Below are 25,279 nucleotides of genomic sequence, written 5' to 3'. Positions count from 1 at the left end.
TCGGATTTGGCTATAGTGCGCGCTCTTTCCGAAGGCAGGGATGCAAGCGAATGAGCGACGTGAAAGTGGGGATCATCATGGGCAGTCAATCGGACTGGCCCACGATGAAGGAAGCCGCGGATATTCTGGATGAATTGGATGTTGCGTTTGAAAAACGCATCGTTTCCGCGCACCGCACTCCGGATCGTTTGTGGGACTATGGAAAAACCGCCGTGTCGCGGGGGTTGCAGGTGATCATTGCCGGTGCCGGTGGGGCCGCGCATTTGCCGGGCATGATGGCATCGAAAACGCGGGTTCCGGTGATTGGTGTTCCGGTGCAGACCCGGGCGCTGTCGGGGGTCGACTCGCTGTATTCCATTGTACAAATGCCCAAGGGCTTTCCAGTCGCCACTATGGCAATTGGCGCGGCTGGCGGGGCGAATGCGGGCCTGATGGCCGCCGGCATTCTGGCGTTGCAGGACGGTGCACTGGCGCAACGTTTGGAGGCGTGGCGCGACGCGTTGTCCGCGTCGATCCCTCAGGAGCCGCAGGGATGAACCGGATCGGCGTTATCGGAACCGGACATATCGCGGCTCCGATGGTCCGGCATCTGGTGGCAAAGGGTTTCACGGTTGCCGTGACCGAGCGGAATGCCGAGATATCGGCGGCACTGCAGGCGGAACTGGGCGTACAGGTTGCCGGGCCGCGGGCGGTCATCGATACCTCTGACATCGTGATCCTGTGTCTGCGCCCTCAAGTGGCAGAGGACGTTCTACACCCGTTACGGTTTCGTGCCGATCAGCGCATCATCTCGGTCATGGCCTCAGTGTCGACCGCGCAATTGGCGTCGCTCTGCGCTCCGGTCACGGATTTCGTACAGACAATTCCGTTGGGGTTCTTACAACAGGGCGGATGCCCGTTGGCTGCATTCGGGAATGATGGCTTGCTGGCAGATCTTTTCGCGCCGGAAAACCCGGTCATCAAAGTCGCCGACGAGGCGGCATTGAACGCGCATTTTGCGATTTGCGCGATGGTTCCCGGTATGCTGGACCTGATGGCAACCGGCGCAGGCTGGCTGGCCGAGCAGACCGGGGATGCAGATGGGGCCGAATTTTACACCACGCAACTTTTGGCAGGGTTTCTGGCCACCATGAAGACCGGAACAGCCGGACGGTTGGCCACCGAACGCGATGCGCTGGCAACTGACGGCACGTTAAGCCTGCAGATGACTGAGGGCCTGCGGTCTGGTCAGGCTCATGACGCGCTGCGTACTGCCCTGACAGCCATCGGCAAGCGATTGGAGACAGCACGATGACCGACATTCTCGCCCCTGGTGCAACGATTGGAATTCTGGGCGGTGGTCAACTGGGGCGGATGCTGTCCGTAGCTGCCGCTCGATTGGGCTTTGCAACGCATATTTACGAACCCGGCGCAAATCCACCAGCCGGACAGGTGGCCCATCGTTTGACGACGGCAGCTTATGATGATGCTGAGGCTTTGAAAGCTTTCGCTGACTCGGTCGATGTCATCACCTACGAGTTCGAAAACATCCCGACCGAGGCGCTTGATCTGCTGGAAGCGCATCGACCAATCCGCCCCGGCCGCGAGGCGTTGCGTGTCAGTCAGGATAGGCTGACCGAAAAAACCTTTCTCGAGAGTTTGGGCCTGACCACAGCACCGTTTGCAGATATCACCGATCTGGACAGCCTGAACGCGGCAATCGAAGAAATCGGAACGCCCGCGATTCTGAAAACCCGTCGGTTCGGGTATGATGGCAAGGGGCAGGTGCGGCTGCGGTCGCCAGAAGATGCAGCAACGGCCCTAAGGGATATGTCTGGGGCACCAGCCGTTCTGGAAGGCTTTGTGAACTTCAGTCACGAGATCTCGATCATCGCAGCCCGGGGGCTGGACGGTCAGGTCGCCTGCTTTGATCCCGGCGAGAACGTGCATCGAGACGGTATCTTGCACACCACGACGGTTCCGGCCCGCTTGGCACCCGCCCAGCGTACAGATGCGGTTTTGTTGGCTGCCAACATCCTGAATGCGCTGAATTATGTGGGTGTCATGGGAGTCGAACTTTTTGTGACACCGCAGGGTCTGATCGTGAACGAGATCGCACCGCGGGTGCATAATTCGGGGCACTGGACACAGAATGGCTGCGTGGTGGACCAGTTCGAGCAGCACATCCGCGCCGTCGCCGGATGGCCTTTGGGCGATGGCCAGCGGCATACCGACGTGGTTATGGAAAACCTGATCGGCGCCGATATGGCGCGGGTGCCGGTGCTGGCGACCGAACGTGATGTCGCCCTGCATCTCTATGGTAAGTCCGAGATCAAGCCTGGGCGCAAGATGGGGCATTTCAACCGCATCGTGCGCTGAGGAAAATTGCGCGTGCCGCGCAATGCCTCCGGCGGGAGTATTTGGGAAAAGATGAAGCGGGATGATTGTGGCTAGCTGACGAAACGGGCCGCGATGTCCCCGGACATGTAGCTGACGCAACCTGCGGACAGAGTGGCTGCAACGCGGTGGCTGGAGGCATCCAGTATGACAAGGTCAGCGCGCTTGCCCGGAGAAATGCTACCCCGATCCGACAGGCCCAGTACACGTGCGGGCCCCGAAGAAACCAGCGCCCACGCCGCTTCAAAATCCAGAAGGCCGGAATTGGCCAGCAGGAGTGCCGCGCGGCGCGGACTGGGGTAGTGATAATCCGAGGCCAGGGCATCACACAGCCCCATGGCAATCAAGTCCAATGCGCTGACATTGCCTTTGTGGGATCCCCCGCGCACGACGTTGGGAGAGCCGAGGATGATATGATCCCCGGACGCGCGCGCGGCTTCGGCCGCCTCGAGAGTTTCCGGGAATTCCGAAATTTGCACACCACGTTTACGCCAAATATCACGGGTTTGAGCAGTGGCATCATCATGGCTGCCCATTCGAATACCCTGTCCGGCCAGCCTGGCGCAGAGTTTATCCAGAGCGGCGGGCACTTCATCCCGTTGTCTGTGCATGGAAAGCAGCATCTCAAAGTGACGATCAGGGTTACGACCGGCCTTCAGAGCCTGCCCTGTCAGCCGGGGCGGTTTGCGCCCCTCGGCCAGCCGTTCATGCGGCAGGTGATCGTTGAAGACGACGTATGGAACCTGCCATTCAGCGATCCGTTCAGGTAAGCGGGAATAGTCGCCCAACATATGCGTCTCGAACCTGAGCTGAGGCCTCAGATCGGTGACCACCTGATCCTTGACCGCAGCAATAGCACCAAAGACCTGCCCGGCAAAGTCAGGCCCGCGCACGCCGCCTTCCCAGCTGTAGAACTGCGCCAGAACTGCGGTTGTGATGCCGTTTGCGGCCAGTTCAGCCTCGACGGATAAGATGCCTTCGTCCATCTGTTTCATAGCCCCACGGCGCGGTGCGATATGGCGTTCGAAACCATCGCCGTGCAGGTCAATGATACCAGGCAGAACAAGATAGCCAGAGAGGTCAATCTGCCGCCCTGCCGGAGCGGTCTGAAACACACCATCAGCCAGGGAAACAGAAGCCCCAGTCAAGCCGTGCCCGGGCAACAACGCATCCGCGCCCGTTAGTGTCAGGCTCAAGCCGGTCACTGAGACGGCTCCGACACGGGTTCCGAGCAATCCTGACCGATGCAGATTTCGTCGATGATATCCAACACCCCGTCCAACCATGTGATCTGAGGGTCAAAACGGCCAAATTCGATGAAGTGCAACGCCTGCGCCATCACGCGCGGATTGTTCATCATGAAAGTATGGGTGACAGGCATGACGATGTGGTCTTTCATCCCATCAACCTTGGTGGACTCGACCGAAACCTTACCGTCATCCTTGCCGTCGATCAGCGACGAAAACAGCAGGTTCAGTGAGTGCTCGCCCGCGATAACACCAAGCTCGAAATCGACCGGCGGCAATTGGCGTGGAATACCTTCGGGGCCCGTGCCCAAGGCCAGACCGGCGGGGCCATTCAGCATTCCGAACACTTCAAAGGCGCTCAGCTCATCCACCAATTGGCTGCCCTGGTTTGGCGGCCCGAGCATGACCACACGGCCCAGGTTCTCAGGATGGTTATCCTGCAACCAATAACGCAACAGAATACCGCCCATCGAGTGCGCTACGACATTGATCTTGTCATCGCCGCACTCGGCAAATGCTTCGGGCAAGGTCTGATCTGCCAGTTCCGGAATCGGAAGATCAGTCGAGGGATACCCCGGACGCACCACCTGGTACCCATGCGCCTTGAACAGTTGGTCCATGACCGCAAATGAAGCGTCAGTCCGCGCCAGGCCGTGCAAAAGCACAACGCATTTCGCATGGGCCGCAAAGGGCGTGCAAAACAGAAAGAGGGCAAGCAGAAATCTCATACCCGCCAGATAAGTCTAAACCAAATGTGATGAAACCCCTACTGCGCCCGCAACCGCAGAACGGCCAGCGCAATACCGCCAAGAACGAGTGTTGCCCCAAGGATCAGCCGCACGCTGGCAGTTTCTCCCAATAGAATGACACCGCCAGCGATGGCTATTACCGGAACGCTCAACTGCACCACCGCCGCTGTGGTTGGTGCCAGTTGGGGCAGCACCCGATACCACAGCGCATATCCCATGCCCGATGTCACACCGCCCGACAGACCCGCCCAAAGATACCCGGCAGCAGTCATGTGCCAATCTCCGCCGAACAACAATAATGCCAAAGCCGTCACCGGCAACGCTACAACGAAATTGGCCGCTGTCCCGGCCAGCGCATCCGGCTCGGACCGTCCCACCAGAGAGTAGATGGCCCAGCCGATCCCAGCCGCACACATCAACGCAGCCCCCGCCGGATTGACCTGTACGTCACCCGTAGGCCAAAGAACCCAGGCCAACCCTGCCAGAGCAATCGTTGCACCGGCGACCTGACGCAGATCAGGAGCGTTCCCCGTCGTCGATGTCACAGCGAACATCGTGATCTGGACCACGCCAAACAGGATCAGCGCGCCCAGACCAGCGTCCAGCGTCAAATACGCAATGGAAAAGCCGATCATATACAAGGACAAAGATCCGGCCCCTGCAATCCGACGCCGGCTTCGCACAGGCAAAGACCCCGCCCGCAGCGCGACCAATCCAGCCAGAACCAAGGCACCCGCAAGCACGCGTACAACTGCAAACCCCGCCGGATCACTAGCACCGCTTTCAACGGCCAGACGGTTCAAAATAGAATTCGCAGCAAAGGCGCACATCGTCAGGGTGGTGAGAAGAAATAACCTCATATCAGCCCCATATCCGTTTCCGGACGTTTTGCACACTCACATTCCTCTGAGCCCACCCAACTCTTCATCTTTTCAAAAATACTCCTGCCGGAGGCATGACCGCGCAGCGGGCATTCCATGTAAAACGGGCCAAACGAAACGGGGCCGCCCGAAGGCGACCCCATCAACAAGCTTCATGGCGTCCCTCTCGGCAGCGTGGCCATATTGGCCACGCGCCTGTCGGGATCGGCAGAATTTCCTGACGGAAATTCGCCGTGCTTACATCATGCCGCCCATGCCGCCCATGTCGGGCATGCCGCCGGCAGGTGCCGCGCCTTCTTTGGCGGGCTTGTCGGCAACCATGGCTTCGGTGGTGACCAGCAGGCCAGCAACCGAGGCTGCGTCTTCCAGAGCGGTACGGACAACTTTGGCTGGGTCAATCACGCCGAACGAGAACATGTCGCCATATTCTTCGGTCTGCGCGTTGAAACCAAAGGCTGCGTCCGAAGACTCGCGGACCTTGCCCGCAACAACCGCACCGTCAACACCCGCGTTCTCGGCGATCTGGCGCAGCGGCGATTCGATGGCCTTGCGCACGATGTTGATGCCTGCGTTCTGGTCCGCATTTGCGCCTTCCAGATCGTCCAGTGCTTTACCGGCCTGAACCAGAGCAACACCGCCGCCCACAACAACGCCTTCCTGCACAGCAGCGCGCGTTGCGTTCAGAGCATCGTCCACACGGTCCTTACGCTCTTTCACTTCAACTTCGGTCATGCCGCCGACGCGGATAACGGCAACACCGCCTGCCAGTTTGGCAACGCGCTCTTGCAGCTTCTCACGGTCGTAGTCCGACGAGGTTTCTTCGATCTGAGTGCGGATCTGAGCAACACGTGCTTCGATCTCGGCTTTCTCGCCAGCACCGTCGACGATGGTGGTTTCGTCTTTGGTGATTTCGATTTTTTTGGCGGTGCCCAGCATGTCCATGGTCACGGACTCGAGCTTCATGCCCAGATCTTCCGAGATGACCTGACCGCCGGTCAGGATCGCGATGTCCTGCAGCATGGCTTTGCGGCGATCGCCGAAGCCCGGTGCTTTGACAGCGGCAATTTTCAGGCCGCCGCGCAGTTTGTTGACAACCAGAGTCGCCAGCGCTTCGCCTTCAACGTCTTCCGCGATGATCAGCAGCGGCTTTTGCGACTGGATCACCTGCTCGAGCAGCGGAACCATCGGCTGCAGCGAGGACAGTTTCTTTTCGTGCAGCAGGATCATGCAGTCGTCGAGTTCTGCGATCATCTTGTCTGCGTTGGTGACGAAGTAAGGCGACAGGTAGCCACGGTCGAACTGCATACCTTCGACAACATCGGTCTCGGTTTCCAGACCTTTGTTTTCTTCGACGGTGATGACGCCTTCGTTGCCAACCTTCTGCATCGCGTCTGCGATCTGCTGGCCGATTTCAGCTTCGCCGTTGGCCGAGATGGTGCCAACCTGAGCAACTTCGGCCGAGTCTTTGACTTCACGCGAAGCCGACTTGATGCCTTCAACAACCTTGGCGGTCGCCAGGTCGATGCCGCGCTTCAGGTCCATCGGGTTCAGGCCAGCAGCAACCTGCTTCAGACCTTCGCGAACGATGGCTTGTGCCAGAACGGTCGCGGTGGTGGTGCCGTCACCGGCTTCGTCGTTGGTGCGGCTGGCGACTTCTTTCACCATCTGCGCGCCCATGTTTTCGAACTTGTCTTCCAGTTCGATTTCCTTGGCAACCGAAACACCATCTTTGGTGATGCGCGGTGCGCCGAAGGATTTGTCCAGAACCACGTTGCGGCCTTTGGGGCCCAGGGTCACTTTAACAGCATCGGCCAGAACATTTACGCCTGCCAGCATGCGGTTACGGGCATCGGTGTCGAACTTGACGTCCTTTGCAGCCATGTCGTTTCTCCTTGAGAAAATGTATTGGAATGAAGATCAGAGAAAGCGGGTGCGCTTACTCGATGATCCCCATGATGTCGCTTTCTTTCATCATCAGCAGCTCTTCGCCGCCAACCTGAACCTCGGTGCCCGACCATTTGCCGAACAGGATCTTGTCGCCGGCTTTTACAGCCATTGCGATCAGTTCGCCGCTGTCCTTGCGTGCGCCTTCGCCGGTTGCAACGACTTCGCCTTCGCTGGGCTTTTCTTTTGCGCTATCGGGAATGATCAGACCACCAGCGGTTTTCTCTTCGCTTTCTACGCGACGAACCAGCACACGGTCATGAAGCGGTTTCAATGCCATCTTTGCAGCTCCTTGGGCTCAAAGTTTGTTTATCCTCCCCTCGCCAACCGGCGAGGCGTTAGCACTCATGCTTGCCGAGTGATAACGACGCATAGCTAGGGGGTGGAAAGTGCCGAGTCAACAAGCTGTGATAGAAATATTTTTATAAACCGGTCTCGTCGGGCTGGTCCCAGCTATAGGCCCAGTGTTTCAAGCCTTCCGACCCTGCATCTGACAGAGCATAGACGCCCTTTTCCACTTTTTCGAACCACCCGTAGTGGTTCTCGCGCATCAAACGGGTAGCTACGGAAACGCCCGTCGCGCGGGCGACATCCGCCCCCCTGCAGGCACCGCTTTCCGCAAGATGAGCCGCGCATTTCAATGCATCCTGACGGTAGGCGGTGACAATTCCGTGCCGTGTCGCGCCGCCCGCGTTGGGATCGCCCTCAAGGCGCTCGAACGCGCGCAGCAATCGCGCCGCCTTTTCTTTACTTTTGCGCGGCGCAAACGGACCGGGGTCGCACTGCACCTCGACAACACCATCGGCGCGCACGGTAATCAGGCCCAGGCCCAACCTGCGGCAGAGCGCCAGATTGTCCCTGAGCGCCCGGCGCGCCGAGCGCCCTTTGGGCTTGCATACACCGATATATACCTGATCCGTCAATTTCAGACGCGCGATCGCCTGATGAAACAAAGCCAACGAGAACCGGAGCTTCAATTCTACGATCACCGGCTCATCTTCACCCCGGACGGCGACAATATCAGCGGCGCCGACCTCGCCTTTGACAGTGTAGCCCTGGCGTTCTAACAGCGCCTTGATGGGCGGATATAGATCCTGCTCACGCTCCATGCGGCCATGCTAGGCCATTTGGCGGGAAATGCCAGCGACCCTGATGACAGACTGGCCTTGAACCCCGGCACGGGGCCGGGCAATGTTTAAGCAAACCTGATGTTGCCGGGATATCCGCATGCGTTTTCTACTCAGCTTTATCTTTCTTGTTTTACCGGTCTGCGTGCACGCCGCTTGCGAAGGGCGCGACCTGCGACTGGACATGACGCCGGATGAACACGCCGAGTTGCAAGCCGCACTGACCGACATCCCGTTTCCCGAGGGCAATCACTGGGTGGCGCGTAAAGGCGACACGGTCTTGCATCTGGTCGGAACGCTCCACACCAACGACGCGCGCATGGATGCGGTTGTTGAGCGGCTCGCCCCCGTTCTTGGTACGGCTGACACATTCTATTTCGAAGTGACCCAGGAACAGATGGCCGATTTTGAACAGGGACTGGCCAAGGATCTCAGCCCAGTCATGATCACCTCGGGCCCTACCCTGATCGACATGATGCCCGAAAAGGACTGGGCTGCCCTGTCCGCCACTTTGGCCGAGCGCGGCATACCGGGCTGGATGGCCGCCAAAATGCGTCCCTGGTTTCTCAGCATGATGCTGGGTATCCCACCTTGCATGATGCAAAACCCGGAAGCGGATCGCGGTATGGATGCCCGCCTGACCGAACTGGCCAAAGCGCGCGGTATCCCGCAGCGCTCGCTGGAACAGATCGATGATCTGATGGCTATGTTCGACAGCCATTCGCTGGAGGATCAGGTGCAATCGCTGATCCGTCTGGCCGGAGCTCTGCAGGCTGGCGAGGATCAGCTGGCGACAATGGCAAACGCCTATCTCGAAGAGAAACACGCCGAGATCATTCAACTGGTCCGCCTGCAAGGGGCCGGGCAGTCCGGACTGACCCAGGCCGAATTTGACGCCGAATGGGACGGCTTCGAACAGCAATTGCTGGTGCAACGCAACAACAACTGGATGGCCCACATTCTGGAAATTCAGAATCAGACGGCTGTGATCGCTGTCGGGGCCGGGCATCTGGCCGGAGACCACGGATTGCTGAACCTGTTGCGGCATGCCGGGTACGACCTGCAACGCGCACCCTTCTGAGCGCAACAGTTAAAAAAACACCCTTCGTCGCAGGGGGCGCAAGTACAGGTGACATCCGTGCCAGACGTCCCTATAAGGCGCGCAAATCTACCTTCCTCAGGACGCTGACATGACAACTCTCGTATTTGGCCACAAATCCCCCGACACCGATTCCACTGGGTCCCCGATCCTGTGGTCCTGGTATCTGAATGAAATCAAAGGTCAGACGACCGAGCCTGTATTGCTGGGCGAGCCCAACACAGAAGCCGCTTTTATGCTGCAGGAATGGGACCTGCCAAAGCCCCGCATCATCTCGGACCTGGCCGAAGATACGGCTGTTGTTATCGTTGACACCAACAACCCCGCCGAACTGCCCGACAACATCAACAATGCCGACATCCGCGCCATCATCGACCACCACAAACTGGTCGGTGGGCTGGAAACCAAAGGACCGATCGATATCACCGTGCGCCCGCTGGCCTGCACCGCAACCATCATGATCGACATGATCGGCGCTGATGTCGCGAAAATGCCCGACGCCATCAAAGGCGCGGCCCTGACATGCATCCTGTCCGATACGCTGGAATTCCGGTCTCCGACCACAACTGCCCACGACCGCACTGTTGCCGAGAAACTGGCCGCTGAGCTTGAGCTCGATATTCCAACTTATGCCGCTGAGATGTTTGCGGCCAAGTCCGACGTCTCGACATTCTCGGACGCGGAACTGATCCGCATGGACAGCAAAGAATACGAAGTCGACGGCACCAAGTTCCGCGTCTCAGTTCTGGAAACCACTGCCCCGGGCGTTGTGCTGGACCGCAAAGACAGCCTGGCAGAATCGATGGTGGATGTTGCCAAAGAAGATGGCGTGGATCAGGTTCTTCTGTTCGTTGTCGACATCCTGAACGAAGAGGCGACACTGCTGGTGCCCAATGATCTGGTAAAATCCGTCGCCGAGAAAAGCTTTGGCGCATCAGTCGAAGGTGACGCCGTGGTTCTGCCGGGTATCATGAGCCGGAAAAAACAGATCATCCCCAACCTTAAGGTCTGATCCCGATCAACAGTGCCCGGTTCGGGCGCAACTTTTTGCGAGGCTCTGCCTCGCGCTCCGGGATATTTGAAGCCAGATGAATGAAGGATTCCCTGCTTCATCTGGCCCAAAATATCCTGGGGGAGTCGCCCGCAGGGCGGCGGGGGGCAAAGCCCCCTACTGGCCAAACCGGACGTCCTCTGTCATAGGCTGATGGGATATTGCTTCCGCGTCAACAGAGGCCAAACATGACTCAGATCATTCACGCGCTGTCCGAAATTTCCAACCGCTACAAAGCGCTTTTTGTTGATCTTTGGGGTTGTGTTCACAACGGCATCACAGCCTATCCCGAGGCTGTGGCGGCCTTGCAAGACTATCGCCGCGCAGGTGGAATCGTGGTTCTGGTTACCAATTCTCCGAAACCGAGAGCTGGTGTGAGCGAGCAATTGCAGCAGTTCGGCGTACCGGTGGATGCCTATGACACCATTGCCACCAGCGGGGATTCTGCAAGGTCCGCCATGTTTCGGGGTGCGGTGGGCGAAAAGGTCTATTTCATGGGAGAATGGACTCGGGACGCCGGTTTTTTTGAACCCCTGAAGCTGCTACATCATCCGATCCGGATTGAGCGTGTCCCGCTGGACCAGGCCGAAGGGATCGTCTGTTGCGGCCCCTTTGATCCCATGGCTGACCCAGAAATCAATCGTGCTGATTTCCTGTACGCAAAGCAAAAAGGCATGAAGCTGCTTTGTGCCAACCCCGATATTGTCGTTGATCGCGGCGAGGTACGGGAATGGTGCGCCGGGGCTCTGGCGCGGCTTTACACCGAGATGGGTGGCGAGAGCCTGTATTTCGGCAAGCCACATCCACCGATCTACGATCTGGCGCGGCGCAGGTTGCAGGAATTGGGCCATGATATCTCTGATGACGATATTCTGGTGATCGGCGACGGGCCACACACGGACATTCTGGGGGGTATGGGCGAAGGGATTGATTCTCTTTTCATCTCTGGCGGGCTGGCCGCCGCCGAGACCAAAACGTCGCACCACCCGCACCACGACTCCTTAACCTCCTATATCGAAAGAGAGAATATCAATCCGACCTACACGATTGGTCGCTTGCGGTAGTCAGAAAACTCTTGATTTTCTGCAGTTGCAAAGTAATAAAGTTACCCAATATGGGCAACTAATGACTTTTTGTTGCTCATTGCAATCTGAGTGAGGGTGACATGTTGGACAATCTTCCGCGCGGCACGATCTGCATCGAAGACATCGAAATGGGCATGACCCGCCACTTGCGCAAAGTGGTGACGGACGAAGATATAGAGATGTTCGCGCAGGTTTCGACCGACCGGAACCCAGTGCATCTGGATGATGATTACGCCCGCGACACGATCTTTGAAGGCCGCATCGCGCATGGGATGCTGACCGCGGGGCTGATCTCGGCCGTCATCGGTGAACAACTGCCGGGACATGGAACGGTTTACATGGGCCAGTCGTTGAAATTCCTGGCGCCCGTACGTCCCGGGGACATGGTTTATGCCGAAGTCAAGGTGATCGACATCGACTTTTCCAAGCGGCGCGTGAAGCTGGATTGCCATTGTGCCGTCGGAGGTAAAAAAGTGCTGGTGGGCGAAGCTATGGTATTGGCCCCATCCCGCAAGTTCGACTAAGTCCGATGGCCTGAGAAGGCCTTGAACTCGTTGCATAGCCCGGCTACCCACAGGCTTATGCAAATCATCCGGGATTTTCAGTTTGTCGACCCTGAAGACCGTGGCGCAAGCGTCGCGATCGGGAATTTCGATGGCGTTCACATCGGGCACCAATCCGTCATCGATCTGGCCCGCATCGCAGCCCCTGATGCGCCTTTGGGAGTGATGACATTTGAACCGCATCCGCGCGAGTTTTTTGCCCCCGAGACCCCGCCCTTCCGGTTGATGCGGGGCAATGCACGGGCGCACCGACTTGAGAAGCTGGGCGTTCAGAAGCTTTATGAATTACCGTTCAACGCTGCTCTGGCGGGGCTCACGCCGCAGGAATTTGCCCGAAACGTGATTTGTAGCGGGTTGGGGTTGTCGCATGTTGTGGTCGGTTCAGACTTCTGCTTTGGCAAAGGCCGCAGCGGAACTGCGCAGGATATGGCCCGGTTTGGACAGGACATGGGGTTTGGGGTGACAATTGCGCCCTTGATGGAGCGGTCCTTGAATGTTGTGTCTTCCACCGCAATCCGCACCGCACTTTCCGAAGGCCGCCCGCGCGATGCGGCGTCGATGCTGGGGCATTGGCACCGGATCGAAGGCAAAGTGATTGGTGGCGAGCAGATGGGACGTGAACTGGGCTATCCCACTGCGAACATGTCCATCGAAGGGCTGCATCCGCCCAAATATGGCGTCTATGCCGTTCTGGTCGATGTATTGGATGGGCCCCATCAGGGCAGCTACCAAGGGGCGGCGTCGATCGGAACCCGACCGATGTTTCAGGGTGAAGTGCCCAATATCGAGACGTTCCTTTTCGATTTCTCTGGCGATCTTTATGGCGCGACACTTTCGGTTGGTCTGGTCGAATACCTGCGCCCGGAACAGACCTTTGACGGGCTGGGCGGGCTGGTCGCGCAAATGGATGCCGACTGTGTCAAGGCGCGCGCGATACTGGCCGCGTCATGACACGTGACCCGATCGACCGCACCGGTCTGAGCCCTCGCTTCTGGGAACGCAAACCCCTGCGAAAGATGAACCAGCAGGAATGGGAAGCGCTGTGCGACGGCTGCGGAAAATGCTGCCTTAACAAACTGGAAGACGAGGACTCGGGTGAGGTTGCACTGACCTGTGTGGCCTGCCGTTTGCTGGATGACGAGTCCTGTCGCTGCACCCAATACGACATCCGTCACCAGTTCGTGCCGGAATGCATCGTGATGAAGCCCGATAACATCGACAACCACGCCTATTGGTTGCCCCAAACCTGCGCCTATCGGTTGCTGTGGGAGGGGAAACCGCTTTACGACTGGCATCCGTTGATATCTGGTACGCCGGACAGTGTGCACGCCGCCGGGGTCTCGGTTCAGGGACGCACGGTGTCCGAGTTCGAAACTCCCATGGAAGAATGGGAAGACTATATCATTGAGGAGCCGTTCTGATGCACTTTGCCTCTGACAATTCCGGGCCTGTTCATCCCGAAGTGCTGGCCGCACTGACCGAGGCCAACTCGGGCTATCAGATGGCTTACGGTGCCGACACGCTGATGGATGAGGTGCGGGAGCGCATTCGGACGATATTCGAGGCACCGGACGCCGCTGTATATCTGGTGGCGACGGGAACAGCAGCCAACTCACTGGTTTTGGCGACGCTGGCTCAGCCGTGGGAGACTGTATTCTGTTCGCCGGTATCCCATATTCATGAAGATGAGTGTAACGCGCCTGAGTTTTACAGCGGCGCCAAGCTTACGTTGGTTCCGGGCAGAGACAAGATGGACCCGGACGCCTTGCGCGGTTGCATATTGGCGGAAGAAACCCGCGGTGTGCATGGACCTCAGCGTGGCCCGGTATCGATTACACAAGTGACCGAACGCGGATCGGTCTATTCCCTGTCCGAGTTACAAGCCGTCTGTGGCGTCGCCAAGGACTATGGCCTGCCGGTGCATCTGGACGGTGCGCGATTTGCAAACGCTCTGGTGACGCTGAATTGCTCGGCGGCGGAGATGACATGGAAAGCAGGCGTCGATGCGGTGAGTTTCGGCGGCACCAAGAATGGGTTGATGGGGGTCGAGGCCGTTGTGTTCTTCGATCAAAGCAAGGCCTGGGAGTTTGAGTTGCGGCGCAAGCGGGCGGCGCATCTGTTTTCAAAACACCGGTATCTGTCGGCGCAGATGGCTGCTTATCTGCGCGATGATCTGTGGCTGAGATCCGCGCGCAAAGCCAATGCCAATTGTGCAAGACTTGTTGAGGGTCTGCGCGCGGCCGGGGCAAAATTCGCACATGAGCCGCAGGCCAACATCGTATTTGCTGACCTGCCGCGCCGCCAGCACAAGGTGCTGCATGATGCTGGCGTGGCCTATCATCTGTGGGGCGGGTCATTGGAAGGTGCGGATGAGGATGAATTGCTGACCTGTCGAATGGTCTGTGACTGGTCGCTTGCGACAGACGAAATCGACCGCTTTATAGCTTTGTTGTGAGCGGTATGGGGGCTCTGCCCCCGCCGCGGCAAGCCGCGTCTCCCCCGAGGTATTTTTAAACAGAAGAAGGGGGGCGGGTGGCCCAGACATTCCGGATCTTTTCTGCCGCAAGCACCGGGTGCGAAATCGGCAGCATATGTCCCGCGCCGGCAATGGTTGCCACGTGCGCTTTGAGTAGACGGCGGCCAAGACCCTGACAGATTGCGGGGATGTCCGGGTGCGTCAGGCTGCCGTGCAGAATCAGGACCGGCATGGTTATGCGATCAAAAACCCCGGGGTTGAGCATACCTTTGTGATCCTTGAACAAAACTTTATCGACCGCTGGCACGATGGCCATGCCTCGCGACATCGCGGCGCGGGTTCTGTCGGACAGACCGGACCAGCGCGGGCTGTCGCCTGCGCTCCACATTCGGTTGAACAGTCTGGCGGCAAGTGTCATATCTGCCCTCTCCAACGCCTCAATATAAGGCCGGGCATCGGCATCATGTTGCGCCATAAGCTCTGGCGCGTCGGCGGCGGCGATTGCGAAAAAGACCGGCTCGATCAGGGTCAGGGTGCGGATCAGGTCAGGGTGCCTAATCGCAAGCGAAAGGGCCACCACCGCGCCGAATGAATGCCCGATAACATCCATGGGTTCATTCAGATGCGCAGCGAATTGAGCGGTAATGAGGTCTAAAACGTCGCCCTGCCCGTCCCAATCCCGGCTTCGCCCATGAGACGGCATATCCGGCGCGATGAGTGTGACCTGATCCCGCATCGCGGTGGCCAGACCGACCCAGGCGCCGGAATGCGCCAATGTGCAATGCAGGGCAAGCGCCGTGCGCCCGCCCTGTCCCAATGTTCTGACGAACGGTGCGTCAGGGACGTCCATACAGATCGTCAGGCCTTAGTTTCGGTCAGATGACGATCCAGATCCTGCAGCTTGTCCTGCCCCCAAAAACGCTGACCGTCCTCGGTGATATAGAACGGCGCACCAAAAGCGCCGCGATCCACGGCCTCTTCCAGATTGGCGGCATAGGTTTCCGCGCCCTCCAGCAAACCACTATCAGCAAGGTTTGGATCAAAGCCGGCCTGGCTGAGACAATCCCGGATCACGGTATCCTCAGCGATGTCTTTTTCTTCGGCCCAGCAGGCGCGCAGCAGGGAATGCACAAGCTCACCCACATCGCCCGACCCGTCCCTGGCCGCCGCGATCACGGCATAGGAAGATGGGGCCATATTGGTGGGCCAATGCGCCGGTTGAATGTTGAATTCCATCCCCAGGTTCTTTGCCTGACGCTGCAATTCCTGCGCCCGGTACTCGACCCGCGACACATGCCGGTCCTTCGGCGCGGTGCCGCCGGTGCGTGCGAACAATCCCATGATATCCAGCGGTTTGTAGGTGATCGTGGCACCGTGTTTGGCCGCGACCTCCTCAAGCCGGGTTCCCGCAAGGTAGGTATATGGCGAGATTGTCGCAAAATAATAGTCGATATGGGCCATCTTCACTTTCTCCGCTTCGTTATCTTTGCGGGACGGTAAGGCCATGCTAAGCGGTGTCAACATCACGAATCTGTCACATTAGCCTTTGCTGCCCGGGGATATCAGCCGATGCCGACACTCAACGAACCCAAGCTTATCGCTGGGAACGCCAATCTTCCGCTTGCCGAAACCATTGCCCGCCGTATGAGCCTGTATCGTGGCGTCGATCAGGGATTGGTCGATGCACGGGTTGAACGGTTCAATGACGGCGAGATTTTCGTCGAGGTTTTCGAGAATGTGCGCGGCGAGGATATGTTCATCGTCCAGCCGACCTCGAACCCGGCCAATGACAACCTGATGGAACTTCTGATCATCGCCGACGCGTTGCGCAGATCGTCGGCCCAGCGCATCACTGCCGTGATCCCGTATTTCGGTTATGCCCGTCAGGATCGGCGCACCAAAGCGCGCACGCCGATCAGTGCCAAACTGGTTGCCAACATGCTGACCGGAGCCGGGATCGAGCGTATCCTGACCATGGATCTGCACGCGGCCCAGATTCAGGGCTTTTTCGATATGCCGGTCGACAATCTTTATGCCTCGCCGATCTTTGCGCTGGACGTGAAAAACCAGTTCAAGGGCCAAATGGACGAGATTATGGTGGTCTCACCGGATGTAGGCGGTGTCGCCCGCGCACGCGAATTGGCGAAGCGGATCAACGCACCCTTGTCAATCGTGGACAAACGTCGCGAGAAAGCGGGCGAAGTGGCCGAGATGACGGTAATCGGCGACGTGAAGGACAAGATCTGCCTGATCATCGACGACATCTGCGACACTGCCGGAACCCTGTGCAAAGCGGCACAGGTGCTGATGGATAACGGAGCGAAGGAAGTTCATTCCTATATCACCCATGGCGTCATGAGCGGACCCGCAGTCGAACGTGTCACCAGTTCGGTGATGAAATCGCTGGTCCTGTCCGACACGATTTTGCCCACCAAAGAAGTCGCGCAAGCCAAGAACATCCGTATCGTGCCGACTGCGCCGATCTTCACGCAGGCAATCCTGAATATCTGGAACGGCACCAGTGTCTCGTCTCTGTTCGAGGACAAAACGCTGACACCGATCTATGAATCGATGTATCAAAGGGACTAGGTCAGGCCTTGTGAACGGCAGAACCGACCGCTCCACCGCTCAATCTGAGTGCTTTTTCCGCCCGAACTGAAACCCGGGCAAATCCGTGATATGGCAAACTCCCACCTGACAGATTGAAGGTGGGAGGACATCAAGATGATTGCACCGTTCAAGGCCGCCGCGGTTCAGGCAGCGCCCGAGTTTCTGGATTTGGACGCGGGTGTCGACAAGGCGATCAAACTGATCGAAGACGCCGCTGCCCAAGGCGCGAAAATTATCGCGTTTCCTGAAACTTGGTTGCCGGGCTACCCGTGGTACATCTGGCTGGACGCCACCGCGATGTATATGCCGCTTGTTCCGCAATATGTGGCCAACTCGATGGTTGCGGGCAGCGAACAGGACAAGCGGCTGGCCAAAGCTGCAAAAGACAACAGCATTCATGTCGTCATGGGCCTGTCGTGGAATGTGGGCGGCACGCTTTACATGGGGCAGTGGCACTATGGCTCGGATGGCGAGGTTATCTCGCGCCGTCGCAAGCTGAAACCCACTCATGTGGAACGCACCGTTTATGGTGAGGGTGATGGCAGCGACATGGTCGTGTATGACACAGAGCTTGGCCGGGTCGGTGCGCTGTGCTGCTGGGAACATATCCAACCGTTGAACAAATACGCGATGTATGCCCAGAACGAACAGATCCACGTTGCTGCCTGGCCCAGTTTCTCGGTCTACGAAGGCGGTGCTTACGCGTTGGGACCCGAGGTGAACACGGCCGCCAGCCGGATGTACGCCGTGGAGGGTCAATGTTTCGTGCTGGCAGCCTGCGCCACCGTGTCGGATAAAATGATCGAATTTCTGTGTGACACTCCGGTCAAGCAGCAATTGCTGAAGCCCGGCGGGGGTTATGCCCGCATCTTCGGGCCGGATGGGTCCCCGCTGGGCGAAGACCTTGCTCCGGACCAGGAAGGGCTGGTCATCGCAGATATCGATCTGAACATGATCGCCATTGGCAAAGCCGCCGCAGACCCCTGTGGCCACTATTCGCGCCCGGATGTGTTCCGATTGATGTTCAACAACAAGCCAAGCCCACCCGTCATGGCATTTGACAATGAATACGCGCGCGAGACCCAAATGTCGGAACCTGCGGGAACATCTGAGACTCAAGCACCATCCAGCTGATTTTCCAGCGGCATATTGAGGGACAGGGCGCGCGGCTTTAACGGTCGCGCGCGTACATGCCGCCCGCCGATACAATAGACCGGCCAGATCAAACGGGTTGCACCCGCCTACGGCTGGCATCGGAAAAATGGCGAATGATCGGCCCATTTGACGGGGTGATCGCGACGTTACTCTGCGTGAGATTTTAGGCGCGGGAAAGCGACGGCTGTGCCCACGTCCCTATTCAGCTATCAGAAAAACGCTAGGTTTATCGGCAAGTGCCTGCGCACGCAGCCTTCACATTGCCGTCTGTGACCCTTTCACCGTCACAGGGACTGGGATATGTCGGTTACAGAGGTTGCCAAGCCCGGCAACCATCCACATCTAGCGCAGAGCCAACCGGAGCCTTTCGTATGTTGTTTCGCCGCCTCGCTCTTTTCGCCCTCCTTGCAGGTGCGTTCCCCGCAATCCTTCACGCGCAGGAGGCGTCGCCACCGGGTCTCAATCTTGAGCTGAACACTGTGCAGGATGTCAACGGGGCCTGCCGCCTGACCTTTCTGGCCCGAAACGACACGGGCACATCCATCGACAAGGCCGTGTTCGAAACCGTGATATTCGACGCCGCCGGCAGTGTGGTCAGCCTGTCGCTGTTCGACTTTCGCGATTTGCCAGCGGACCGGCCTCGCGTTCGGCAGTTTGATCTTGCGGGCATGTCCTGCGACGCCGTCGGGCAGACCCTGATCAACGGGGCCAGCACCTGCATCGTCGGCGGGGCCGACAGCTCGGTCTGCCGCGAAGCGCTTACCCTGCGCAGCCGGGTCAAAGTGGAGCTGATCGGATGAGCTTTTTGGACGCCCTGCGCGAAATTCTGGCCCTGGGCGGGCCGGTTGTTGCTATCCTCATCGTGATGTCAGTTCTGACGCTGGCGGTCACGCTTTACAAACTCTGGCAATTTGCGGCCTCGGGGGTCGGGCGGCACCGTGTTCTGTCCCAGGCGCTGGACGCGTGGGACGCAGGCGATCGCCAGACCGCCCGCGCGCGCCTGTCGGATAGCCACAGCTATCTTGCGCCGCTGGTGGCAGCCGCGATGGACGCGCCGCAGACACCGGGCCTGAATGACCGGCTGGATGCCGAGGCCGGGCTTGCGCTTGCGGGCCTTGAACGCGGCTTTCGCCTGCTGGACACCGTCGCGCAGCTGGCCCCGCTGCTGGGGTTGTTCGGGACAGTTCTGGGCATGATCGAAGCCTTCCAAAGCCTGCAATCCGCCGGATCATCGGTTGATCCGTCGCTGTTGGCGGGCGGCATCTGGGTGGCACTGGTAACGACGGCAGTGGGGCTTGCGGTGGCCATGCCGACTTCTATGGTATTGTCATGGTTTGAAAGCCGAACCGCACGTGAACGGGTGTTCGCCGACAAGGCGTTGCGCACCATTCTGGTGCCGGGCCAGACCATAACTGCGGCCGAGATGCAGCCCGCCACAGCCACGCCGAGCCATGCGTAACAGGGCCCCGTTTGTTCGACGGCCCCTGTCGATGACCCCTCTCATCGATGTCATTTTCCTGTTGTTGCTGTTCTTCATGCTGACATCGACATTCTCAAGATTTGCCGAAATCGAGCTGAGCAACGCGACCGCCGGAACCGCAACCTCGGACGAACCCGCCGAGCGTGTGTTCGTACAGCTTGGGGCCGAGCGCCTGACGCTGAACGGCGCTCCGTTGGAGCTTGACGCGCTGGCGGATGAGCTCACGCAAGGACAGGTTCTGGTCAGTCTAGACCCTGACACATCCGCCCAACGGGTTGTTGACCTGCTGGTCAGGTTGCGCGGGCGCGAGGGTCTGAGCGTACTGGTGTTGGAATGAGCCGATGATCCGTCAGACGCAAAAACGGCGCAAACGCGATTCGACGATTGCATTGATCAACGTCGTGTTTCTGATGCTCGTTTTCTTTCTGATTGCCGGAACCGTCGCTGTGCCTTTGGATCCCGAACTGGAGCTTGTCAGCACAGATGATCTGGACGGCCGAGAGCCGCCGGACGCACTGGTCCTGCACAAAGACGGCACGCTGAGCTTTCGCGGGGTACAGACGGACCCGCTGGCCTATATGGCGGATCATGAAACCGGGCCCGTCCGCATTGTTCCCGACCGGGATGTTCCGGGTCCGCGCCTGATCGAGGTGACCAGCGAGCTTCGCCGCAATGGGGCAGCGTCGGTGTTTCTGGTGACCGAAAAGGCGCTGCAATGATACGCGGGTCGGTCTTTGTTGCCATGCTGGCCGTATTGCTATCGGTCGTGGCACATGTTTACGGCCTGACAATGACCGCGACGCCCCGATCCGAAGAGGCGTCGAACACCGGCAATTCCGACGCTGTTGAGCTCGGCAGCGCGTTTGAAGATCTGGCAGATACCGCCCCCGAGCCGGTCGAGCCTGAAACAGCCGAAGCCCCCGAGCCGCCGGTGGAAGAGGCGCCGCAGCCGGAACCCGAACCGGCGGAAATCCCCGTCAGCGAGGCGCTGGTCGCCGCCGAAAACCCGCAAAATGTTCCCTCGCCGGATTTCGGGGAAAGCGATGTGGTGCAACCGGTCACTTCCGAGGCTGAAGAAACGCAAGCGGTGGATCCGACGGACGGGGACGGCGCTGCAAGCGACGATGTGTCGGAAACACCCCCAGTTGAGCCCGACACTGTCACTGAAGTTCCGCAGGGAACGAGCGTCGAGACCACCGAACCCATCGACACGGCGCAGGACAACCCGGTTGCCGAGCCTGCGCAACAGATCGCGGCCTTGCCTGCTCCGGTCGTGACACCGACACCCGAAGCGACCATCCCCGTAGTGCCGCTTGAGCAGACACAGGTCGAGCCCGAGATCGTGGAGCCCCAGGAAGACGCCGAAGCGACGGAACAGGCTGTGACGGCCTCACTGCGCCCTCGTCTGCCCGAGCGTCCTCCTTCGACGGAACGGGCGGGCGCACCCAACGGGTCCGATGAATTTGCCAGCCTGCGCTTTCCCAGTCAGGTGATTGAATCGCCACTGACCACCTATCGGCGCGAGGGTGTCGATACCTTTATTGGTGGCAATACCGGCAACAGTTCGGGCGGACGGAGCACCGGAAATTCGGACCGGACCAATTACGCGGGGCGTGTTCTGGTTCACTTGAACCGGGCGCCTACCATTTTTGTGTCATCGCGCGGCTTTGCCCGCGTGTTTTTTGAGATCAGCCCGGACGGGTCGCTGGCATGGGTCGATATCATCGACAGTTCAGGCTCGCGCGAGATCGACCGCGCCGCCAAAGATCAGGTCCGGGCAGCCGCCCCCTTCCCGCCCCCGCCCGGTGGAGTCAGCCGAAAACTGTCGTTCTTTTACCAAAACAGTTAACGGCCACGGAAGAATCGTTTTGTGAATACTGCGCTTTTGGATCGACAGACAACGGGCACCCCTCTCGCGACATAGCTGACCTGTTATCAGGGTTTATTGGGGAATTTGCGCCATAATCCCCACCTTGGTTTCAGGCCCCAAACGGGTCAGATTAAGGAGGCATGATGAAACGGATCAAAACAGCTCATCTGCTGGCCACCGCAATTTTGCTTGCCAGCGGTGTCGCAGGACATGCGACACAGCACGACGATCAGCCCATCATTCATGACACAGGCTTTAAATCAGTTCCTGCCGTTGCAGTGCAGGATGCGAGTGGAACGCCACAGATTCACCGCCACTTTGGCATTGTACCGCAAGACCTACCCACCACGGCGGTCGCTAAGGTGCCCGTCGTCAAGGCGAGCAGCATCAAAAGCAAATTCAGCTACAAGTTCAAATACGGCTCATTCAAAAAGCACAAATCGAAGAAGCACAAAGTCAAACCTGTGAAGAAACAGAAGGGATACTACACCCCATACTCCAAGTTTGGCCGCTCCAAATACAAAGGCAAATCATATCGCGGACATCATTACCGCTATAAATCCAATCGCTACCACCGGTACTGAAAACCGGCTAACCGCCCCGCAGGCGTTGCATCAGATAGACCTCGCTGCCCTCCGGGATCGGTTCGGTTAGTCCAGTGGCGATGACACGACCATTGATGGCGATGGACACGCCTGCATCTATCGGGGCCTGAAGTTGCGGATGCGCACGAACCAGCTCCTGCAACATCTCGCCCGTGGTCCGGGCCTCGACCGCCACCACCTGCTGGCCCCCGGTCAGAGACCGGAGGCCAGACCATAGGTGAACCTCAACCATTGTCCTTGAGCGCCGCCAGAATGCGCGGCGGGGACATCGGCAATTGCTTCATTCGCACACCTGCAGCATTGGACACCGCGTTGGCAATGGCGGCCAATGGAGGCACAATGCCCGTCTCGCCCACGCCGCGCACACCGAATGGATGGCCTGGGTTCGGAACCTCGACAATCACCGTGTCGATCATCGGCAGGTCGCTGGCAACGGGAACGCGATAGTCGAGGAAAATCGAATTCTGCAACCGACCATCCTCGCCATAGATGTATTCTTCGTTCAGCGCCCAGCCGATGCCTTGCGCGGCACCGCCCTGAAACTGACCCTCGACATAGGTCGGGTGGATTGCTTTGCCAGCGTCCTGAATGACCGTGTAACGGGTGATGCTGGTCTTGCCCGTTTCCGGATCGACTTCGGCATCGACGATATGGGTGCCGAAGGACACGCCCGCGCCTTCAGGCGTAGCTTCGAAATGACCCGAGATGGGCCCTCCGGTCGCGCCCATATTCGCCGTGATATCGGCCAATGGCAGCGGATCAAAATCACCTGCATTGGGGCCCGAAGGCACCGCGCAGCCGTTTTCCCATTTCACCGCATCCACAGGAATACCCCATTTGGTCGCCGCGCGTTCACACAGACGTTCCACCGCATGTTTGGCCGCCTTGATGGTGGCCAGACCCGAGGCATAAGTCACACGGCTGCCGTGGCTGACATCGTTATAGCCCAGAGTCGCCGTATCCGCGACGGTGACGCGGATGTTCTCGTAGGGAATACCCAGCACCTCAGCCGCCATCAGCGCCATTGATGCGCGCGAGCCGCCAATATCAGGCGTACCGACCATGACCTGCGCCGAGCCGTCCTGAGACAGGGCCAACGACACGGATGTCTCGCCGCCATGGTTGAACCAGAAACCGCAGGAAATGCCGCGCCCCTGCCCCGGTTTCAACGGAGCAGAATAATGCGGATGCGCTTTGGCCGCTTCCAGTGTTTCGACCAGACCGATGCGTTCGTAGGTTGGGCCATAGCTGGCCTTGGTGCCCTCATGCGCGGCGTTCTTCAAGCGCACATCCACCGGGTCGAGACCCAGCTTGTTGCACAGCTCATCCAGAACGGATTCGACCGCAAAGGCCCCCATCGGCGCGCCGGGCGCGCGATACGCCGCCTGTTTCGGACGGTTGGCCAGCACATCATATCCCACCTGCCGCACATTGGTCAGGTTGTAGGGCGCGAAGGCACACATTGCGGTTAAATCACCGGGGGCACCGGGGAAAGCGCCGCCTTGAAGGCGAAATGTGCCCTCGGCTGCCGTGATCGTGCCGTCTTTCTTCATACCGATCTTGATATCCATCGACGCCGACGAGGTCGGGCCGGTCGCCCGGAACACCTCGGAGCGGGACATCACGATCTTGACCGGACGGTTGGCCTTGCGGCTCAGCGCCAGAGACACCGGCTCGATGAACACAGTGGTCTTGCCGCCGAACCCGCCGCCGATCTCGGAGGCGGTGACGCGCAGTTGCGAGGTTTCGATCCCCAGAAGTGCCGCGCAGGTCTTCTGCACGATCCAGTGCCCTTGAGTGCAGCACCACAGCTCACCCTTGCCATCAGCGCCCAGTGATCCCAGGCAGGCGTGGGGTTCGATGTAACCCTGATGGGTGGCCTCGGTCGTAAAGCTGTCTTCGATGACCAGATCGGCCTCGGCGAACCCGGCCTCGACATCGCCGTGTCCGCTTTCGTGATAGCGCACGACGTTGGGATGCATCCCTTCGGGCACCGAATAGTCTGCCGCGCCTTCGCGGATCACCGGCGCATCCGGGGCCATCGCCTTGTCCACATCTGTGACATGGGGCAGGGCTTCGTATTCGACCTCGATCAGTTTCAGCGCGTCGCGGGCAGCCAGCGCCGAAGTCGCAGCCACGGCGGCAATCGCGTGACCGTCATAAAGCGCCTTTTCGCCCGCCATGACGTTTTCCAGAACGCTCCAGAATTCGCCATCCAGACCGGGAAAGAACGGCACATCGGCAAAATCGGCACGGGTGACGACGGCTTTGACGTCCTTGTGGGCTTCGGCCTTCGAGGTGTCGATCTTCACGATCCGCGCATGAGCATGGGGTGAGCGCAGGATGGCACCGTGCAACATACCGGGCGCATAGGCATCGGCCCCGAATTTGGCGCGGCCTGTGACCTTGTCCAAACCATCGGGGCGGTCGGGCCGTGTGCCGACAAAGGTGAATTCGGATTTGCGATCGTCCAGAGCCATTATGACGCCTCCCGCATTTCAGCCGCCGTATCCATCACGGCGCGAATGATCTTGTCGTATCCGGTGCAGCGGCACAGGTTACCTGCCAGCCAATACCGGGTTTCCTCTTCGGTCGGGTTGGGGTTTTTCTCAAGCAGCGATTTGGCCGCCACCAGAATACCCGGGGTGCAGATGCCGCATTGCAGGGCTGCATATTCGATCATCTTCTTTTGCAACGGATGCAGAACGTCGCCGTCGGCAATCCCTTCGACGGTTTCGATCTGCTTACCCTCGGCCTCGACCCCCAGCATCAGGCAGGAACAGACCAGACGGCCATCGACGCTGACGGAACAGGCTCCGCAATCGCCGGTGCCGCAGCCCTCTTTCGCGCCGGTCAGGTTCAGCTTGTCGCGCAGACAATCCAGCAGGGTTTCGCGCGGATCACAGAGGTATTCGACCGCGTCGCCGTTGACGGTGGTGGATACGTGGAACTTGCTCATGG

At 59.1% G+C, this 25,279-nt stretch carries 29 protein-coding genes; 18 read left to right on the top strand and 11 right to left on the bottom strand.

Features of this window, described 5'->3' with window-relative positions:
• The first annotated feature begins 50 nt into the window (after window positions 1–50).
• Genes purE through ACR0K4_RS03295 form a run of 3 tightly spaced genes read left to right on the top strand, consistent with a single transcriptional unit; the run spans window position 51 to window position 2,358 of the window.
• Window positions 51–536, top strand: coding sequence for a 5-(carboxyamino)imidazole ribonucleotide mutase (gene purE / locus ACR0K4_RS03305; protein ID WP_480521522.1), 486 nt, complete (start codon window positions 51–53; stop codon window positions 534–536).
• The gene (locus ACR0K4_RS03300) at window positions 533–1,294 is read left to right on the top strand and encodes an NAD(P)-binding domain-containing protein (protein WP_480852801.1); all 762 of its coding nucleotides are present in this window, start codon (window positions 533–535) and stop codon (window positions 1,292–1,294) included. The genes purE and ACR0K4_RS03300 overlap by 4 nt, the downstream gene beginning before the upstream one ends.
• The gene (locus ACR0K4_RS03295) at window positions 1,291–2,358 is read left to right on the top strand and encodes a 5-(carboxyamino)imidazole ribonucleotide synthase (RefSeq protein WP_480852800.1); all 1,068 of its coding nucleotides are present in this window, start codon (window positions 1,291–1,293) and stop codon (window positions 2,356–2,358) included. The genes ACR0K4_RS03300 and ACR0K4_RS03295 overlap by 4 nt, the downstream gene beginning before the upstream one ends.
• 71 nt (window positions 2,359–2,429) lie before the next feature.
• Here ACR0K4_RS03295 and ACR0K4_RS03290 read toward each other — a convergent pair whose 3' ends face one another.
• The 6 genes from ACR0K4_RS03290 to ACR0K4_RS03265 form a co-directional block, all read right to left on the bottom strand.
• Window positions 2,430–3,581, bottom strand: coding sequence for an alpha-D-ribose 1-methylphosphonate 5-triphosphate diphosphatase (locus tag ACR0K4_RS03290; protein ID WP_480852799.1), 1,152 nt, complete (start codon window positions 3,579–3,581; stop codon window positions 2,430–2,432).
• Complete coding sequence (locus ACR0K4_RS03285; RefSeq protein WP_480852798.1) at window positions 3,578–4,351, bottom strand: esterase/lipase family protein; 774 nt, start codon at window positions 4,349–4,351, stop codon at window positions 3,578–3,580. Before ACR0K4_RS03285 ends, ACR0K4_RS03290 begins: the two co-directional genes overlap by 4 nt.
• 38 nt (window positions 4,352–4,389) lie before the next feature.
• On the bottom strand, window positions 4,390–5,232 hold the full coding sequence (locus ACR0K4_RS03280) for a DMT family transporter (protein WP_480852797.1): 843 nt from the start codon (window positions 5,230–5,232) through the stop codon (window positions 4,390–4,392).
• A 258-nt stretch (window positions 5,233–5,490) separates the two neighbouring features.
• A complete protein-coding gene (gene groL, locus ACR0K4_RS03275) occupies window positions 5,491–7,134 on the bottom strand; it encodes a chaperonin GroEL (RefSeq protein ID WP_480521533.1) in 1,644 nt (547 codons plus the stop codon).
• 55 nt (window positions 7,135–7,189) lie between these two features.
• Window positions 7,190–7,477, bottom strand: coding sequence for a co-chaperone GroES (locus ACR0K4_RS03270; protein ID WP_480521535.1), 288 nt, complete (start codon window positions 7,475–7,477; stop codon window positions 7,190–7,192).
• A gap of 142 nt (window positions 7,478–7,619) precedes the next feature.
• Window positions 7,620–8,306, bottom strand: coding sequence for a DUF2161 domain-containing phosphodiesterase (locus tag ACR0K4_RS03265; RefSeq protein WP_480521537.1), 687 nt, complete (start codon window positions 8,304–8,306; stop codon window positions 7,620–7,622).
• A gap of 118 nt (window positions 8,307–8,424) precedes the next feature.
• Between ACR0K4_RS03265 and ACR0K4_RS03260 the strand changes: the two genes are divergently transcribed.
• From ACR0K4_RS03260 to ACR0K4_RS03230, 7 genes are all read left to right on the top strand, one after another.
• Entirely contained in the window at window positions 8,425–9,405 is a 981-nt protein-coding gene (locus ACR0K4_RS03260; RefSeq protein ID WP_480852796.1) for a TraB/GumN family protein, read from the top strand.
• 109 nt (window positions 9,406–9,514) lie between these two features.
• Window positions 9,515–10,435, top strand: coding sequence for a manganese-dependent inorganic pyrophosphatase (locus tag ACR0K4_RS03255; RefSeq protein WP_480852795.1), 921 nt, complete (start codon window positions 9,515–9,517; stop codon window positions 10,433–10,435).
• Window positions 10,436–10,662: 227 nt separating this feature from the next.
• Complete coding sequence (locus tag ACR0K4_RS03250; protein ID WP_480852794.1) at window positions 10,663–11,538, top strand: TIGR01459 family HAD-type hydrolase; 876 nt, start codon at window positions 10,663–10,665, stop codon at window positions 11,536–11,538.
• 101 nt (window positions 11,539–11,639) lie between these two features.
• Entirely contained in the window at window positions 11,640–12,083 is a 444-nt protein-coding gene (locus ACR0K4_RS03245; protein WP_480521545.1) for a MaoC family dehydratase, read from the top strand.
• A gap of 57 nt (window positions 12,084–12,140) precedes the next feature.
• Window positions 12,141–13,073: a bifunctional riboflavin kinase/FAD synthetase gene (locus tag ACR0K4_RS03240; protein ID WP_480853107.1), complete on the top strand. Its 933-nt coding sequence runs from the start codon at window positions 12,141–12,143 to the stop codon at window positions 13,071–13,073.
• Window positions 13,070–13,543: a YcgN family cysteine cluster protein gene (locus tag ACR0K4_RS03235; protein ID WP_480521547.1), complete on the top strand. Its 474-nt coding sequence runs from the start codon at window positions 13,070–13,072 to the stop codon at window positions 13,541–13,543. The genes ACR0K4_RS03240 and ACR0K4_RS03235 overlap by 4 nt, the downstream gene beginning before the upstream one ends.
• Window positions 13,543–14,577 (top strand): threonine aldolase family protein, encoded by a 1,035-nt coding sequence (locus tag ACR0K4_RS03230; RefSeq protein ID WP_480852793.1) that lies wholly within the window; start codon window positions 13,543–13,545, stop codon window positions 14,575–14,577. The genes ACR0K4_RS03235 and ACR0K4_RS03230 overlap by 1 nt, the downstream gene beginning before the upstream one ends.
• 55 nt (window positions 14,578–14,632) lie before the next feature.
• Here ACR0K4_RS03230 and ACR0K4_RS03225 read toward each other — a convergent pair whose 3' ends face one another.
• Entirely contained in the window at window positions 14,633–15,448 is an 816-nt protein-coding gene (locus ACR0K4_RS03225) for an alpha/beta fold hydrolase (protein ID WP_480852792.1), read from the bottom strand.
• Between the two features lie 8 nt (window positions 15,449–15,456).
• Window positions 15,457–16,059 carry a DsbA family protein gene (locus ACR0K4_RS03220; RefSeq protein WP_480852791.1) on the bottom strand — a complete coding sequence of 201 codons (603 nt, stop codon included), beginning with the start codon at window positions 16,057–16,059 and terminating at the stop codon, window positions 15,457–15,459.
• Window positions 16,060–16,167: 108 nt separating this feature from the next.
• On the opposite strand from ACR0K4_RS03220, the gene ACR0K4_RS03215 reads away from it, so the two are divergent.
• From ACR0K4_RS03215 to ACR0K4_RS03180, 8 genes are all read left to right on the top strand, one after another.
• Complete coding sequence (locus ACR0K4_RS03215; protein ID WP_480852790.1) at window positions 16,168–17,187, top strand: ribose-phosphate pyrophosphokinase; 1,020 nt, start codon at window positions 16,168–16,170, stop codon at window positions 17,185–17,187.
• Between the two features lie 135 nt (window positions 17,188–17,322).
• A complete protein-coding gene (locus ACR0K4_RS03210) occupies window positions 17,323–18,342 on the top strand; it encodes a carbon-nitrogen hydrolase family protein (RefSeq protein WP_480852789.1) in 1,020 nt (339 codons plus the stop codon).
• 392 nt (window positions 18,343–18,734) lie between these two features.
• A complete protein-coding gene (locus ACR0K4_RS03205; RefSeq protein ID WP_480852788.1) occupies window positions 18,735–19,163 on the top strand; it encodes a hypothetical protein in 429 nt (142 codons plus the stop codon).
• The gene (locus tag ACR0K4_RS03200) at window positions 19,160–19,822 is read left to right on the top strand and encodes a MotA/TolQ/ExbB proton channel family protein (protein ID WP_480521560.1); all 663 of its coding nucleotides are present in this window, start codon (window positions 19,160–19,162) and stop codon (window positions 19,820–19,822) included. Before ACR0K4_RS03205 ends, ACR0K4_RS03200 begins: the two co-directional genes overlap by 4 nt.
• A 31-nt stretch (window positions 19,823–19,853) precedes the next feature.
• Entirely contained in the window at window positions 19,854–20,180 is a 327-nt protein-coding gene (locus ACR0K4_RS03195) for an ExbD/TolR family protein (protein ID WP_480852787.1), read from the top strand.
• Window positions 20,181–20,184: 4 nt separating this feature from the next.
• Window positions 20,185–20,562, top strand: a complete 378-nt coding sequence (locus tag ACR0K4_RS03190) for an ExbD/TolR family protein (RefSeq protein WP_480521563.1) — start codon at window positions 20,185–20,187, stop codon at window positions 20,560–20,562.
• Window positions 20,559–21,692 (top strand): energy transducer TonB family protein, encoded by a 1,134-nt coding sequence (locus ACR0K4_RS03185; protein WP_480852786.1) that lies wholly within the window; start codon window positions 20,559–20,561, stop codon window positions 21,690–21,692. Before ACR0K4_RS03190 ends, ACR0K4_RS03185 begins: the two co-directional genes overlap by 4 nt.
• A gap of 164 nt (window positions 21,693–21,856) precedes the next feature.
• Complete coding sequence (locus tag ACR0K4_RS03180; RefSeq protein ID WP_480521567.1) at window positions 21,857–22,297, top strand: hypothetical protein; 441 nt, start codon at window positions 21,857–21,859, stop codon at window positions 22,295–22,297.
• A gap of 7 nt (window positions 22,298–22,304) precedes the next feature.
• On the opposite strand, the gene ACR0K4_RS03175 is transcribed toward ACR0K4_RS03180, so the two are convergent.
• The 3 genes from ACR0K4_RS03175 to ACR0K4_RS03165 are packed head-to-tail and all read right to left on the bottom strand — an operon-like array spanning window position 22,305 to window position 25,277.
• On the bottom strand, window positions 22,305–22,550 hold the full coding sequence (locus ACR0K4_RS03175) for a MoaD/ThiS family protein (RefSeq protein ID WP_480521569.1): 246 nt from the start codon (window positions 22,548–22,550) through the stop codon (window positions 22,305–22,307).
• Window positions 22,543–24,798, bottom strand: coding sequence for a xanthine dehydrogenase family protein molybdopterin-binding subunit (locus ACR0K4_RS03170; protein WP_480852785.1), 2,256 nt, complete (start codon window positions 24,796–24,798; stop codon window positions 22,543–22,545). Before ACR0K4_RS03170 ends, ACR0K4_RS03175 begins: the two co-directional genes overlap by 8 nt.
• Window positions 24,798–25,277 (bottom strand): (2Fe-2S)-binding protein, encoded by a 480-nt coding sequence (locus tag ACR0K4_RS03165; protein ID WP_170408211.1) that lies wholly within the window; start codon window positions 25,275–25,277, stop codon window positions 24,798–24,800. Before ACR0K4_RS03165 ends, ACR0K4_RS03170 begins: the two co-directional genes overlap by 1 nt.
• Between the last annotated feature and the right edge of the window lie 2 nt (window positions 25,278–25,279).

The organism is Ruegeria sp. K11, assembly GCF_056531905.1.
This window is presented reverse-complemented; position numbering and strand designations above follow the sequence as displayed.